Annotated in this window: 11 protein-coding genes and 1 pseudogene; 2 read left to right on the top strand and 10 right to left on the bottom strand. The window is 39.1% G+C overall.

What is annotated here, in order from left to right; translation table 11 throughout:
• Positions 1 to 8: 8 nt before the first annotated feature.
• Positions 9 to 1,055: a cytochrome d ubiquinol oxidase subunit II gene (locus AC3ISB_RS12350; RefSeq protein ID WP_098371974.1), complete on the bottom strand. Its 1,047-nt coding sequence runs from the start codon at positions 1,053 to 1,055 to the stop codon at positions 9 to 11.
• A gap of 15 nt (positions 1,056 to 1,070) precedes the next feature.
• Complete coding sequence (locus tag AC3ISB_RS12345) at positions 1,071 to 2,432, bottom strand: cytochrome ubiquinol oxidase subunit I (protein ID WP_489276561.1); 1,362 nt, start codon at positions 2,430 to 2,432, stop codon at positions 1,071 to 1,073.
• A gap of 637 nt (positions 2,433 to 3,069) precedes the next feature.
• Between AC3ISB_RS12345 and AC3ISB_RS12340 the strand changes: the two genes are divergently transcribed.
• A complete protein-coding gene (locus AC3ISB_RS12340; RefSeq protein WP_480338995.1) occupies positions 3,070 to 4,458 on the top strand; it encodes a M28 family peptidase in 1,389 nt (462 codons plus the stop codon).
• A gap of 825 nt (positions 4,459 to 5,283) precedes the next feature.
• On the opposite strand, the gene AC3ISB_RS12335 is transcribed toward AC3ISB_RS12340, so the two are convergent.
• The 5 genes and pseudogenes from AC3ISB_RS12335 to AC3ISB_RS12315 all read right to left on the bottom strand — a co-directional run bounded on the left by AC3ISB_RS12335 (position 5,284) and on the right by AC3ISB_RS12315 (position 9,034).
• Positions 5,284 to 5,829, bottom strand: coding sequence for a hypothetical protein (locus AC3ISB_RS12335; protein WP_480338994.1), 546 nt, complete (start codon positions 5,827 to 5,829; stop codon positions 5,284 to 5,286).
• A 61-nt stretch (positions 5,830 to 5,890) separates the two neighbouring features.
• Positions 5,891 to 6,592, bottom strand: coding sequence for an RHS repeat domain-containing protein (locus tag AC3ISB_RS12330; protein ID WP_480338993.1), 702 nt, complete (start codon positions 6,590 to 6,592; stop codon positions 5,891 to 5,893).
• 110 nt (positions 6,593 to 6,702) lie between these two features.
• Positions 6,703 to 7,502 (bottom strand): annotated as a pseudogene (tnpC, locus tag AC3ISB_RS12325) (IS66 family transposase); the annotation flags it as partial.
• Positions 7,462 to 7,713, bottom strand: coding sequence for an IS66 family insertion sequence element accessory protein TnpB (gene tnpB / locus AC3ISB_RS12320; RefSeq protein ID WP_480338992.1), 252 nt, complete (start codon positions 7,711 to 7,713; stop codon positions 7,462 to 7,464). The gene tnpB and the pseudogene tnpC, both read right to left, overlap by 41 nt.
• Positions 7,714 to 8,527: 814 nt before the next feature.
• Entirely contained in the window at positions 8,528 to 9,034 is a 507-nt protein-coding gene (locus tag AC3ISB_RS12315; protein ID WP_098371969.1) for an acyl-CoA thioesterase, read from the bottom strand.
• A gap of 864 nt (positions 9,035 to 9,898) precedes the next feature.
• On the opposite strand from AC3ISB_RS12315, the gene AC3ISB_RS12310 reads away from it, so the two are divergent.
• Positions 9,899 to 11,347 carry a flavin monoamine oxidase family protein gene (locus AC3ISB_RS12310; RefSeq protein WP_179891091.1) on the top strand — a complete coding sequence of 483 codons (1,449 nt, stop codon included), beginning with the start codon at positions 9,899 to 9,901 and terminating at the stop codon, positions 11,345 to 11,347.
• Between the two features lie 95 nt (positions 11,348 to 11,442).
• On the opposite strand, the gene AC3ISB_RS12305 is transcribed toward AC3ISB_RS12310, so the two are convergent.
• The 3 genes from AC3ISB_RS12305 to AC3ISB_RS12295 are packed head-to-tail and all read right to left on the bottom strand — an operon-like array spanning position 11,443 to position 15,073.
• Positions 11,443 to 12,555, bottom strand: a complete 1,113-nt coding sequence (locus tag AC3ISB_RS12305) for a Ger(x)C family spore germination protein (RefSeq protein WP_141994241.1) — start codon at positions 12,553 to 12,555, stop codon at positions 11,443 to 11,445.
• On the bottom strand, positions 12,552 to 13,646 hold the full coding sequence (locus AC3ISB_RS12300; protein ID WP_098371966.1) for a GerAB/ArcD/ProY family transporter: 1,095 nt from the start codon (positions 13,644 to 13,646) through the stop codon (positions 12,552 to 12,554). The genes AC3ISB_RS12305 and AC3ISB_RS12300 overlap by 4 nt, the downstream gene beginning before the upstream one ends.
• Positions 13,643 to 15,073 carry a spore germination protein gene (locus tag AC3ISB_RS12295; RefSeq protein ID WP_489276559.1) on the bottom strand — a complete coding sequence of 477 codons (1,431 nt, stop codon included), beginning with the start codon at positions 15,071 to 15,073 and terminating at the stop codon, positions 13,643 to 13,645. The genes AC3ISB_RS12300 and AC3ISB_RS12295 overlap by 4 nt, the downstream gene beginning before the upstream one ends.
• Between the last annotated feature and the right edge of the window lie 42 nt (positions 15,074 to 15,115).

The following is a 15,115-nucleotide window of genomic DNA, read 5'->3' as shown; positions in this document are numbered from 1 at the left end:
AAGATGAACTAATTTGACATTTGCCGCCGTTTGAACTTTCTACGCTGATCTTTCATGAAGATGGACCAGAAATAATAGAACCCTGGCACTAATATCGCAAAGCCCACGATATATGTGGCAAAAACGGCCCGGAAAGATGTTGGATCGGTAAATCCTGAAAGAATCGTGACATTTGGATATATGATATAAGGTAAATGTGCGATACCATAAACATAACTGCCGATTAAATACTGAATGATAATCGCTATTACAGCTACGCGTGGCATCCCTTTAACCTCCTGCTTAGAAAAATAGGGTAAGTACAGTGCTATACCGCTAATGATAAAAAAAACGAGCGAGACGAATAACAATGCCGAGTTTTTCATCATTCCTTGGTAGATCCAATTCGCTTCGTTTTTTAACGTGAGCATAACCAACAGAGCCATGACTAACATAAGCGGTCCCGTTATCATCGCATCCCTGCGATATATTTTGAATGCTTTCATTTCGTCAGCCTGCTTTGAGTAATCAGACAGAAGCAAAGATGATAAAAAAAGCGTGCTCATGATTCCAAACCCCACAAATGCATACTCATTCGGACTCGTGAAAAGTTTAGTTAGATTCAATTCTTCATTTCCTCTCACGCCTTCGACAAATCCAAGATGGGTGATGGGCAATACACTGATTAATAGCCCGGGTATGATCAATCCCGTCAATCCTGAGATATATGTTAACGCTTTTTCATATTTGTCTACGCTATGCGCGAAAACCAAGAAAGCGCTCCTAATACATAGCAGAACCAATATCAGGCTCGCAGGAACGATCAAGGCTACCCCAATCGGGAAAACCGCACCTGGAAATAAACTGTAAATCGCAATTACAAGACCAACCACAAAAGTATTAGTCACTTCCCAAGTCGGTGATAAATAGCTATTTGCAATCTTCGTAGCATTCGTTTCTTCCTTTTTAATGTAAGTCATTGCCCAGAAGCCGGCGCCAAAATCCATAGAGGCCATGATGGCATAAAGAAAAATAAAGCCCCAGACCAATGTTATTGCAAGAAGAGCATCACTCAACCGCCTTCCCCCCTTTTATGAATTCGAATCGAAAAGCCTTACATCTTTCTGTTCTGCTTTATAAATATCATCCATAACGGAATGACGTTTGAAATAATACAAAAGTGTAAATACGACAGAAACGCATAAAATGATATATACAATAATGAACATCGTGAATAAAAATCCAAGGTTTTCGTACGAAGTGACTGAATCCTCAGTAGTCAGCATCCTGTATATCGTCCATGGCTGTCTGCCTGTACAAGCAAAAATCCAACCGCATTCAATCGAAATCACCGAAAGCGGACCTGCAGCAACAAACAGCCAGAGAACCCATTTCGGATAAGTTTCCCTTTTCAGCCATTTATTCCATACCAATGCAAACAGTGCTAAGGCGATTAAGCTGGAACCGATGATGACCATGGCGTTGAATAAGATATGGACATAAAGCGGTGGCCAATACTCTTCTGGAAAATCGTTCAAGCCGGTCACGACCGTATCGAAGCTATTACCGGATAGAAAGCTTAATAACCATGGGAATTCAATCCCATACTTCACTTCCTGGGCATCCCTATCGGTATAACCGAACAAGGTAAGTCCGGCATGGTCCTTTGTTTCAAACAACCCTTCAGCCGCCGCCAGTTTCTCCGGCTGTTCCCTATATAAATGCTGTGTAGTCGCATGACCGTTCAATGCCGTCAAAAAAGAAAAAACCAAACCCAATACAATACTGAGCCTCAGTGCTTTTTGGTGAAAATTATATTCAGCAGTGCCATATTTATTTTTCAGCATCTTATAGGCTGCAACGGCCGCTACAACAAAAGCACCTGTAGTATAAGCAGTCAGGGCCGTATGACCTGCCGTCACCAAGAAACTTGGGTTGAAAAATGCCGCCCAAGGATCGACATCGACGATTTCCCCATTTTCAAACCGGAACCCAGCCGGTGTCCCTTCAAAAGCATGGACATTAGAAATCAAAACCGCCGAAGCCATTGCGCCGAATGCAACAAAGAATAAACTTACGATACGGGCCCATGGCTTTATTTTTTCAGCAGCATACACGTAGATTGACATGAATAGCGCTTCAACCATGAATGCATAAATCTCGATCTGGAATGGAAGCGCCATGACACGTCCAATCACTTCCATAAACCCAGGCCATAATAGTGACAGTTGCACACCCGCAATCGTACCAGTCGGAATCCCGACCCCAAGCAAAACCCCTAATGTTTTGGTCCAGCGTTTAGCCATGACAACATACTGTAAATCCTTTGTCCTTTGATACATTAATTCCGCTGCCAACATCATCATCGGTAACCCGACGCCGATCGTTGCAAATATGATATGTACAGCCATATTCGTCCCGAACATCGCACGGGCCATTTGTATATGATCCATACTGTCTTCCTTTCTTACCTTTGTCTCTTGGTAGTATCTCCTCTGTAAAGGAAAATATTTAATAATATTCCACAAACTAAGTTTTCTTGGTTTTGCAGAAAGACAGTATTGTCCTTGATGATGTTTTTGGTTGATTGTTTTATTTAAATATTCTATCGAGGTTATTATTGGGATATATTTACTCTGGTTGATCGCTTCTTAACCTTGCTTAGGTGCCGTCAAGTCGATGATATTTACTCCGCTTCCATCAATACACCTGTCCGGCCCGAATACGATGTACTGCACGTTCCTTCTATATTTCCCCGCCTGGTACATAGGCTGCCAATCAATACGGTCTGTCGTTTACAATCTTAATTGTTCATCGACACCGTCAAAAACAAACATTACAAGACCCGTCGAAAGATATCATTTGTTATATCGTCATTTCGTTCGTCACATCAATTGAATAATATTAAGAGCGTATTTTGATTAAACTTTTTTCAAAGCACGCTCTTTCTTTTTGTTCATTTACCAAGTTATTAGTATGAGAGCGGGTGTCAGACACCGATTGATAGTTGGAATTTAAAGACTAATGACTCATTTACAAACTATTCAGTAAAATACATAATTAGGAAGATTATGAAGAAGGAGGGATTATATGTATAGAAAATCACTAACAATACTATTAGCTGCGGGTATGGTTCTATCAACTGGTACAGTATTTGCACAAACAAACGGGGCAACAAATGCCCAGTCTGACACAGCTTTTGATAACAAAGTTATCAAAAAAATTAGTGCGGACAATATGTATAATACGATTGCCTATCTATCAGAGCAACCGAGGGCTGCTGGTACAGAAGGGGAGCTCCGTGCAGTCAAATACATAGAAAGTCAGTTTAAGAGTCTTGGTTTTGAAACAAAGGTTCAGCCTTTTCCCATCTATGATACGGTGCAAAATGTAAAAGTGATAATTGGTGACAGTGATTTAGGAGGAACACCGCGTGCCCTTAGCGGCAGTATCAGCGGGAAGGTAACAGCCGAACTTGTTAATGTTGGAAAAGCAAAGCCAGAGGAAGTTGGAGAAAATGTATCTGGGAAAATTGCACTAGTTGAACGTGGGGACATTACCTTTGTTGAAAAGGTTCAGAATGTCCTAAATAAAGGAGCGGTTGGCGTTTTAATGTACAACAACTCACCATCAGGAAATAATTTCGGACAAGTATCAGCGGGGCAAAATATACCTGCTGTAGCCATTACCCAAGCCCAAGGGTTAGAGTTGGTCGAACAGCTTAAAACTAAACAAATCACGTCCACTCTGGAAGTGGGAAAAGCTGAAAGAATCGAAAAGACATCCTACAATGTCATCGCTTCCCTAAAACCAAAAGCCAATAAGGATAATGGTCAAATCGTGACTGTTGGAGCCCATCATGATTCTGTCCCGGGCGGCCCTGGTGCAAACGATGATGCTTCGGGTGTATCAGCTGTGCTGGAACTGGCAAGGATCCTGGCCAAAACGCCAATTGACACTGAAATTCGCTTCCTCACGTTCGGATCTGAGGAAAGAGGGCTCGTTGGATCATCCTTCTATGCAGATTCCCTTCCCAAAGAGGATGTAGACCGCATGGTGGCTCACTTCCAAATGGATATGATAGGCGGACGTGATGCTGGAGAGGATAATCCTGCAGGTGGTTTGATTATGTATACCATTGATGGAATGAAAAACCTTGTGACGGACCTGGGTTCCTCAGCAGGGGCCAGAACGATGGATGTTGCGATTCCTTATGGACAGCTGGGCAGGAGTGACCACCAACCATTCCATGAGCTTGGCATTCCATCCGCCTTGTTTATCCATTCCCCTGTAGAGCCTTGGTATCACCAGCCTACAGATACACTGGATAAGATATCGAAAGAAAAATTGCAGCAAGCAGCTGAAATTGTCGGTGCCAGTGTGTATCAAATTGCCCGTCCGGAAACTCCGGCATTAACAAATGCACGTGTAGCTCCTGGCACGGTAGACTATGATTTTGATGACCGTCCGGTAGATTAAATACTTCATTGTACAGAATTACGAGATTAATAATGGATCTTGGAGAAAATCAGGAGGGCAGCTGTGTAGTTTACAGATGCTCTCTTCTTTTTATCGGCCAGCGCCTCGTGCTTAATTTTTTCGCCTTTTCTAAGCTCTAAGTCTAGTGAAAATCCTATATGAAATATGTAATAAAACATACATGCTTATCCAACTCCAATACCATTCCCACTGTAAATGTAGGGTTAAAATAAAGTTTGATCAAAAGTGTGCTGCAAAAGCTGAATTTATAATAGAAGAAACCCACACATTTTGCACGAAGATTGATCAAAATGTATGGATTTGATTTTTAGGTTATAGAGATTTTTATAAAAAAGATTGATTATAAATACACGGATTCTTTTAAATGAATTAACTTCCAATAAGCACGTATGATTACAAGTAGTACCATTCTTGTTATTTTAAATGGTTTACGTATCTTGAATAATCGAATTTAATCAACTGTACCTCATTAAAAAGCCCGACCATTTTGAACGAATGGTCGGGCTTTACTATAGAACTTTTTGTCAATTGTTGTTTCTTTGAATAAACGTTAAAAAAGGCAATAAAATTTATTTTAAAAAAATCTAATTTTCTGTTGATGATCAGATAAAATATCTTGAACATCACTTCGGATGAACGTTAAAAAAGGTGTTGGAGGTGTTGGAAATGAATCGTAGTTACGTCCTTTTCTCCATGCTTCGATTGATTCTATAACAAGTTCTATAAATATTTTATAATTTTCATAATCATATTTAATATTAAGTCAAAATCTTTGATAAACATGATAAATTGATACGTTTTCGTTTAATCCTCATCACTTGTAATCGGAACTTTATTGTACGGATAATCAGAAAAATTCGAAACGAAGTCAAAACCTATTCCGTCATGGCCTACCCAAAGATAATATCTATCTTTTGATGTCGTTTTTGTATAATCCAAAATAAATCTCGCTAAACCAATGTCACTCGTAAAATCCATTTCTATTGTTTTCTCAGTAGAAAACAAAATACTATCATTGTTAAAAGCGTCCAAATAGGCTTTAGGATAATAATTGACTAGCTCTTCAATATTATTTATTTCTACTAAATGATGATAATTTCTAGGCGCAACTTTCGATGTTTTTGCTCCTTTCGATATATTAATTTCCTTCGAACCACTAATTCCATGCAAATAAATCGGATACTTATTTAATTTTTTTAAAAATTCTTTTAAGCTTTGGCTATAACTCGTAGTTAAATCCTCTTCAACTGAATCAATAAAAAAATAAAAATTAATCATCCCTCTCTTCCCAGATTTAAAAATATATGAAAAACCGTCTCCAACTAAAAAATCATTTAATGATATTTCCATTTCCATACCACCTTATAATTTGCTGATGTTTTTATATAGACATTAGTTGGTATAAATTCAGCTATAATGTAATGCACCCCTGATTTATAATGATAATGCCAAATTCCTTTTCGATATTGCTTACTGGTTTTATTTCCCATTTTTTCAAATAAGCTACCTTTGGTAGTGTATGATAGTCTATAGAAAAAACTCGTCCTTTCCCTTTCTCAATAACTTTAAGTAATACTCCTCCATCAGACTTAATGCTATATTTAGAACCCCATTTTTTAAAATATTTAGAAGCTTTTTGAACCATATACTTTCTTGCTTTTGTTAAAGCTGCTCCTCCATATCTCTTTATTAAAGGTTTTGCCAAAAAAAGTAATGCTTGAGCAATATATTTTGCAATTTCCCCATCTGGATCTGTATACATTACGGGATTATTATTCGCATAAGTATACCCATTCTGCGAAAGTGGTTCATCATCGTCACCTGGGTGTGGATCTAATGCTAGGAATGATCCATTCTCTGAATTGTAATAACGGGCTTGTAAATAATAATTTTTCGTTTCTTCATCATAGTAATAACCCGCATAACGTACTGGGTTTTCTTTCGCCACTGTGCCTTTTACGGCTAAAATATTGCCATACGCATCGTATTGATATGAACCGACTTCTTTATCTTCGCTGTCACGAATGCTTAAGACATCGCCACGTTGGTTCGTGATAAATTGATATGCTTTGGTGTCAAACTTACCTGCATCATCTTTTGCTTTGACAATCATACCAAGTGGTATTCTATGTATTGTTATTAATCAGCTGTCCAACAGCTGACCCCATAAGAAAGTGAACGTCAAGTAGCCCCCAAATACTACATGGGTGGTGTATTTCGGGACTATGTTTTGTTTGCTTCACTTTTTATCGGTACTCTGCATGCCGAGGGTAAACTAGATGACCACGGCAAGACTTTATCTATTTCTATTTTATTCGTTAGATCCATATTTGGCAGCGTCTCAAACAAATAGCGAAGATAATGATAGGGACTCAAATCGTTCTCTTTTGCCGTTTCAACCACACTATACATGATGGCACTCCCTCTAGCACCTCGCGGTGTATTAGAAAACATCCAATTTTTTCTCCCAATCACAAACGGCTTAATGGAACGTTCACTTCTGTTGTTGTCGATTTCTAAATGCCCGTCCAATAAAAAAGCTTCAAGATGCTTCCATTGATTCAAACAATAAGTGATAGCTTTTCCTAGCGCACTTTTTGGTAGAACGAGATCTTTTTGTTCATAAAGCCATGCTGAAAAAAGGTCCAGAATGGGCCTGCTTTTTTCCAGTCGCTGCTCATGTCGTTCTGTAGGGTCGACATGTTTTAGCTTTCTTTCGATAGAATAGAGTTGATTACAGAAATACAACCCTTCGCTCGCCTTCACCTTTTTCCTTTCTGTGAATCAGGTAAAGCCTTTAAGGCTTCATCAAACTTACGTCTGGCATGCGCCCAGCATCCCACAAGGGTGACATCCGGTACTTGATTGTAACCACTATAACTATATCCATCCACTTGTAAATAACCTTGATAACCCGTTAAAAAACGTTTCGGGTGTTCGCCTGCTCTTGTTGGTTGATAGTCATAGAGAACAATGGGGATATCATCTCGCCCTGTGCGATATAACCACAGATAGGACTTGGAAGTCAAGAAGCCATCTCAGTTGCCTTCTTGATATGGTAAGTGGCACATTTGGATGTTGAGTTGGCCAGTCAAACTTTCCTTTTTCCAATCTGCGATAATGCAACCAAAAACCATTATGTTCCCACACGAGAATCTTTAGTTTATCGCGTGAGCGATTGCAAAAGACAAATAAACAAGAAGAAAAGGGATCTAAATCAAACTCTTCCTTCACAATGGTTGCCAGTAATCATAGCTGTTTTACCGTCTGCATCACTTGTAAAAGCACTTGTGGAGTAAAAGGTGCATCTATTTCAATTGTAGCTTCTTTAAATGACTGCGGATGGTGGTATGTATTTTTTCTTCTATAAGGCGTTTTTTCATAAAAAAACCTCCACATGTATGATGTAAGGAGATTATCTCATGAGCTATTTACAAGTAGTAGGTGGGGAATATTTGACGCTTACTTTCACCTTAAAAACCTCTCTTTCTAAAGAAATAAATTAGAGATTCCAAATTTCATACTTACACCGAGCCATGTTAGCAGCTAGACGCATATCTATTTGATAATTTTGTGCTATGGAAGAAACCTTTTGAAAAGAATGACTATTATTTCGTAATTTTTCTGTCCAATAATGGCCTGATTGTTTTGCATCCATTCAAAGTATGAAGCCGTTAATCCACCAGAACTATAATATCTTTTTTTTTGTTCCAACAATTTGACTTATCGCAGCCAAATTCCCTCGACTTAACTGATCTAATTAAGAAGAGGTAATGTTATGGGGAATCACAAACAATAAGCCTTTTCCTCTATCAACAGGAAGATCAATAATCCCAAATTTTAAATTTCATCGACATGGATAAACCAGTTATTTCTGGATGAAAACGAACTCGTCCCTTTGTAGGCCCAATTAATCATTATGTTGAGAACGATAGCCGGAAAAAAGCTTCACTTTGCTTATTGTCCGGCTTTTCAACTTGATCGATATTGATAAGGATTGCCTCTTACCTTCTTTGCACCTCGTAGGTTATAGGTTACTATTTGAAAGTTAAGGATAATCTACATTTAAAAACGTTGCCACATCTTTGCTTTTTTGTTTTCTCTGTTGCCGCATACTTGCTCTATCTAATGCCGTTTCATGTAATTTTTTTTCTTCTTCTGTCTCCGGAATAACTTTTGGAACACGTGTTGGACGTTTATGTTCATCTAGTGCAACAAATGTTAATAGAGCAGTCGCTGCAATTCTACGAACACTGCTTTTTAAATCTTCAGCAATAATTTTCACAAAAACCTCCATTGAAGATGTGCCGGTCCATGCCACATAAGATATAAAACACACTGAATCTGTTGTACGAATGGGATGTAAAAAGTCAACTGAATCTGTTGAAGCAGTTACACATTCACTTCGACTATGACGTGCTGCAGAAATCGATGCTACTTGATCGACATCACTCATTAATTTGCCGCCAAATAATGTATTATGATTGTTCACATCATTTGGAAATATACGACTTGTTCTTATGACCCTTGATTCTCTGCAATATTTCGCTTCTATAAACCCGTCCTCCTAAAACATGGGACCTGAAATCATCACCTATGTAAACTTTTAGTATATGTTTATATTATGATACAATTTTGCGCTTTTTAACCTTAAAACACGATCGGCGTATGTAGCCTAGTGTTCCGAGAATACGAAGCTTGCTTTAAAATATCATTCACCATCTGCTGTTGCTCAAGCTCTTTACGTAGCATTAAAAGCTCCTCCTGCTCGAGTGAACTGTTGTCATTCTCTTGGAAGGAACCAGCCTTTTCATACTAGTGAATCCACCGGTCAAGGGAGGACGGGGTCGTATTATTTCTTCACTGAGCACTTATTATGCGCACTCGCTAAATTTATGAAACTATACTAACTCCAATTGTTATGCTAATTAGCGTTTTTTCAAAAGACAAAGAACGATAATTGCCTCAGTTATCCGCTTTTTTATTGCTTAATCAACTTTTATTCCTATTTATAGATTGGTGAGTTTTTTCTGAAATAAGGTTGCGAATAGCATTCTTCGTTATTTCATCCCATTGTTCAAAAAAGCTGAACACTGCTTCTCTAACTTTCTAAATTAAATTCGGCTCCATTATAAATTGTAGTCTTTAGATAGTTAGCTTCCGAAAAAAATGGCATCATCTTTTAACAATAAGCAACTTATTCATCTTCTGCACCTTAAATATCTAATAGTTGAGTATTCACATAAAGGATAAACCTAGAGGAATATGATAGTTATAATCAATCATGACAAATTATTGAAGATCCTTCATAAATGGTGACCCAATAGGAATAAGATAGCTTAAATCCCATATAGAAAGTGTAACAAGAGAGGAGAAAAACCCTTTGTCCTTTTTCAAAGATCCGCTTTCACCCGATCAAATGCTTGCTGTTATCAGAAATGGCCTGGGGCATTCCCAGATCCCAAAAAAAATCATTATCATTGGTGCCGGCATGTCTGGGTTGGTTGCAGCATCCCTTTTAAAACAAGCGGGGCACGAGGTTACGATATTGGAAGCAACCGGGAGGGTCGGAGGGCGTGTTTTGACCATACGTGAGCCATTTTCAGAAGGTTCCTACCTTGAAGCCGGTGCCATGCGCATTCCGAATTATCATTACTTAGTTGCTGAATACATCAAGAAGTATGGTTTACGAGTCAACACTTTTGTTAATGCGACTCCTAATGATCCCATTTATGCCAACGGAATCAAGACAACCGCTGCCATATATCAACGGAACCCGGATATACTGAGGTACCCTGTAGCTCCCCATGAAAGAGGTAAAACAGCTGAAGAATTACTCAACATGGCAATTAAGCCTGTGACTGACTTCATCATTCAAAACCCAAGTAGAAATTGGGAAATAGTCATCAAAGAGTTTGATAAATACTCCATGAGCTTCTTTTTACAGTACAATCCAGTAGGAATGAGTCTTTCAACAGGGGCAATTGAAAGCATCAAAGTCCTACTGGGATTAGAAGGATTCCCGGAACTTTCTTTTCCTGCCATACTTCGGGAGCTTATGCCACTCTTAAATCCAGACATGGAATTTTTTGCAATCGAAGGAGGAAACGACCGGCTTCCTTATGCTTTTCTACCGGAATTGAAGGATAATCTAAACTTCAGATATGAAGTGACAAAGCTCATCCAACATGATAATCAAGTCACCATCCACTCTAAACATACTCAAAGCCAAAACCCCTTAACGGTTACCGGTGACCTTGCCATCGTGACTATCCCACTTCAATTGTTGCAATTTATGGATATTGAACCCCGGAATTCATTTTCCCATAATAAGTGGAAGGCAATAAGGGAACTCCATTATGCTGCGTCCACGAAAATTGGACTTCAATTTACACATAGGTTTTGGGAAAAGGAAGGAATCTTCGGCGGTAAATTGACGACCGATTTACCCATTAGATTTTCTTATTACCCCAGCCAAACGAGCAACCAGAGTGAATCCGGTCTCATCTTAGCAAGTTATACATGGGAAGATGACGCCACTTTGTGGGATATACTTCCTGAAAAAGACCGTATACAACACGCATTGAAAAATTTGGCTCAGGTCCATGGAAAACAAGTATACGATCATTTTTTATCAGGCGCTTCATATAGTTGGACACTGAATCAGTATTCATATGGAGCTTTCTCCATGTTTAAACCTGGTCAGGAAACGGACTTGTTTCCATACATTCCAACTCCTGAAGGAAGGGTCCACTTTGCTGGTGAGCATACATCAACCGTACCAGCATGGATTGAAGGAGCCATTCAATCCGGCATCAGGGTTGCACATGAAGTGACGAATCTGCCTAAAACATCCAGTGAGCCTTGAATGGACATTTTCTTTGGCATTAAGTAATCAATCGACTAAAGAGGACATACGAATAAAAATCTTCCCATTTGGAAGGTCTTTATTCGTATGTCCATTCACTTTACCCCTCCTTTTGAACCGAAGTCTATGATCCTTATGTCCACTTCATAATTAATATCGGCTTTACTGAAAACTTCGTCCCATTTCTGCTTATTTTTCTCCCAAAACTTTGGATGCTGATTTTCTACATAACGATAAAATCCTGCTACCCCTGTTTTATATTCATGCTGTAATTTGTATACGATTTTCTTGACGTCCTTCTTCACTTCATCCTCGGCAATACGCTCAATCTCTTTTAGATAGGCTTCTTCAAATGAATTTTCCTTACCATACCAATCTTCCGAAAGTCTTCCTGTGTAAGCGCCCTTAACATTGATCGTCAAATGATCCCCGTTCAATTCCGTCGTGACTTTCCTCCTTGTCCTTTTGATCACTTCAACACTTATAGGCTTACCGTGTTGGACCGCTTCGATTATTCCGCCCTTCACATTTCCGTTCAACCAATTTAAAGCAGCTATATCTTCATCATCCATGACCCCGACCAACTTTGAATTGTTGATTACCCCTGCACCCTCCAAAATTAATTTCCCTCTTCTAATATCAACGGCCTGAATGGCAAAGCTTCCATCTGATTGCAAACTTGATGAAACTTTGCCCATCGTTAAAGGCGGAAGGATTTTATTCGTTCGATTCACATTATCTTTCAATTCATAAATTACATTCGAAGGGATCTCCCCATCGTCGGCTAGTCCCAAAATTTCTTTTGTCGGTCTCTTTGTTAAATAAACAAGACAACTTCTCCTTGTGTTATTATCGCGAATTGCCTGATTAATGATCGCTTCCATCGGGATTTTCTTTAATACATCTTCATTAATGAGCATGATACGCTGATGATTGGTTAAAACCGTATTGGTTATGAGCAAAGAATCCCTTATTGCTTCATGCAACGTTTTGGCACTGACTGTAACATTCTTATATTTTAGTTGAGCTTGATTCTCCTGAACACTACTTCCTGGAGGTACCAGAATTTGCTGGGTTAACATAATTTCGTCTTTCTTTTTACTATTATCGATTCCCATTCCGACCACAAGGGATAACTCTTCTATATTTTGACTGTCCCAACAGCCTGTAAGCAAAGGGATAAGCAAGATCAACCATAATCTTTTCATCCGCTTCTTCTACTCCTTTTCACTTGAACGATCGTGAATGTAATAATTGGCAACCCAATCAATATAAAGGGAAATACCTTTCCCAGTAAATCGCTCATTTTAAAAATCTCGATTGTATTTTTAGGGATTTTGGCCAGAAAAAAAACGATTGGAACCAAAACAATAAGGTTCGTTGAATATGAATTGTTGAAAATTTTCGTCAGTCCTTCTGCTGCGAAGTAATAGTAAATTGCATGTGTACAAAAGAACTGAAGAATCCAGGTGATTAATAGAAACAGCTCTAACCGCTCTATAAATATCCCTTTTACTTCATACGATTGAATAAAAGAAATGGTTGGCCATGTAACAGCTTTGACTTCAGGAACAGTCAGTGTAGCGACTACCAGAACATATGTAATTACATATAATATCATCGGTATGAAAAAACCGATTAAAACGCCACTTTTTATCTTGCTTTGATTTTTAACGACGCCAAACAAAAAGATGAAAAGTTCAATTCCAAAAAAAGACAAAGTCCCGGAGCCCATTCCTTTCATGACAGGGAGAAATCCTTTTCCAAGTACAGGCTGCAGGTTTTTTATATCGACTACTTTAATACTGAACATATAAATTAACAAAACGATGACAATTGTCAGAGGTAAAAAGAAGACGCACACCTTTGCAATGGCTTTAATTTTGCCTGTCAATAGATGGACACTCGCTAAAATCAATGTGAGTATCAATATTTCAACCGGCGTATTCTCCAACAAATAAAATCGGACCATTTCACTCATCGCAAGAACTTCAAAGCTGGCCACACCTATAAAGTACACCACCACGATCAACCCAAAAATTTTGGAGAGCCACTTTCCATAAGCCTCCTCCATGTATGTGTAATAGTTAGCCACCTTATGTTTTTTTAACAGTACAACCAATAAGCATATGAAAAGGGCAATAGCGATCCCATTAAAAATCAAGACGATCCATCCATCGGATGTATTAACTTTTTCTGTTATCGTCCTTGGAAGCGTTAGCATCCCAACTCCTAACATGGCGCATGAAATGATCGAGGCCAATTCCCCACTAAGAATTTTGCCGTCAGCTTTGCTCAAGAAAATTCTCCCCCTTTTTTCCGCTTCGGTAACCGTAAGAACGCATCCTTCCAGGTTTTTTTACCGATAAAATCCATTGGTTGAAAATAAGGTTCTTGAAAGCTGGTCAATTTCGACAAATGACTGATAACAATGATAAAGTATAAAGTGGTTCCAAATAGGCCTAGAACGGCGGAAAAAATCATCGCCCCGAACCTTAATGCCCTGAATGCCAGTCCAAAGCTATATTGTGGTACCGTAAAAGATGTAATCGTCGTGATCGCAACGATTATGACCATCAGGGAACTCACAATATTCGCTTGAACGGCTGCTTGTCCAATAATGACGCCACCAACCAATCCAACCGTTTGCCCAATGGGCGCCGGGAGCCGAATGCCTGCTTCACGAAGCAGTTCAATCGTCAATTCCATTATTATCGCTTCAACAAAAGGCGGAAATGGCACGTTCTCCCTTGTACCAGCTATGGTCATCGCTAGTTCCGTCGGCAGCAATCCAGGGTTGAACGAAACCAAGGAGATATAAATCCCTGAAAGAAAAACGGTAATAAATAAAGAAAAGTAACGAAGAACACGTAGAAAAGAACCCGCAACCCACCTTTCATAATAATCATCAGGTGACTGCAGCAGCATCGTCATCGTCGTAGGTGCCATCAATGCAAATGGCGAGCCGTCAACCATGATGACCACCCTTCCTTCCTGCAGTGCCGCCAATACTTTATCCGGGCGCTCCGTATTCTGGATCTGTGGGAAAGGGCTAAACGATGTATCTTCAATTAATTCTTCAAGCATCCCCGAGTCTTGAAGATCGGTAGTTTTTACTCCATTTATCCGATTATTCACTTCTTTTAACAAAGGATCGCTTGCTTTTCCTTCATAATAGATCAATGCAACTTCCCGCTTTTCAAGCGTCCCTAACTTCTGTTGTTTGACGATTAGGTTGGGATGGTTGGAATATTGCCTTATCAAGCCGATATTTTCCTGGAGACTTTCGATAAACCCAAGCTTCGGTCCACGCACAACCCTCTCAGTCGAAGGTTCACTTAGTGTACGAATTTTCTCCTTTTTCAGATTCAAGACATAACCGTTTACCATTCCATCTATAAATAAAAGTGTTTTCCCGTCAAAAATATGCTCTTTGGCTTTTTCATATGTTTCCACATCCTGTTCCCTGACTGAACAGACTTTGGAAATGACCAGCATCTCGATGGAAACCGTGTGCCTTGATTCGACCTGCGCAGCCGATAAATCGAGGACTATTTCATTGAATGCTGGATAATCCATCGTTCCATTGACAAATACGAATAATCCCGAAACCTCATAACCGGGAATAAAAACCTGTTTAAAAACTACATCATCCTGCATATCCAATTCAGATTTCAATTTTTCCTGCTTTTGATCCAATTTAATATGCAAGGGTGCACTTTTCATGTTGAACTCCTTTGGTTGAATGGGCTTTACTTTAGTTTCCAC

This window comes from Peribacillus sp. GL_122 (assembly GCF_057835005.1).
The sequence above is the reverse complement of the archived record's forward strand: the minus strand, read 5'-3'. Positions and strand labels throughout refer to the sequence as shown.

What these genes read in the sequence shown, in the direction of transcription:
- AC3ISB_RS12295 (WP_489276559.1), bottom strand. Translation starts at nt 15,073, where the DNA reads ATGAAAAGTGCACCCTTGCATATTAAATTGGATCAAAAGCAGGAAAAA.
- AC3ISB_RS12305 (WP_141994241.1), bottom strand. Translation starts at nt 12,555, where the DNA reads ATGAAAAGATTATGGTTGATCTTGCTTATCCCTTTGCTTACAGGCTGT.
- AC3ISB_RS12330 (WP_480338993.1), bottom strand. Translation starts at nt 6,592, where the DNA reads ATGATTGTCAAAGCAAAAGATGATGCAGGTAAGTTTGACACCAAAGCA.
- AC3ISB_RS12310 (WP_179891091.1), top strand. Translation starts at nt 9,899, where the DNA reads ATGCTTGCTGTTATCAGAAATGGCCTGGGGCATTCCCAGATCCCAAAA.
- AC3ISB_RS12345 (WP_489276561.1), bottom strand. Translation starts at nt 2,432, where the DNA reads ATGGATCATATACAAATGGCCCGTGCGATGTTCGGGACGAATATGGCT.
- AC3ISB_RS12340 (WP_480338995.1), top strand. Translation starts at nt 3,070, where the DNA reads ATGTATAGAAAATCACTAACAATACTATTAGCTGCGGGTATGGTTCTA.
- AC3ISB_RS12335 (WP_480338994.1), bottom strand. Translation starts at nt 5,829, where the DNA reads ATGGAAATATCATTAAATGATTTTTTAGTTGGAGACGGTTTTTCATAT.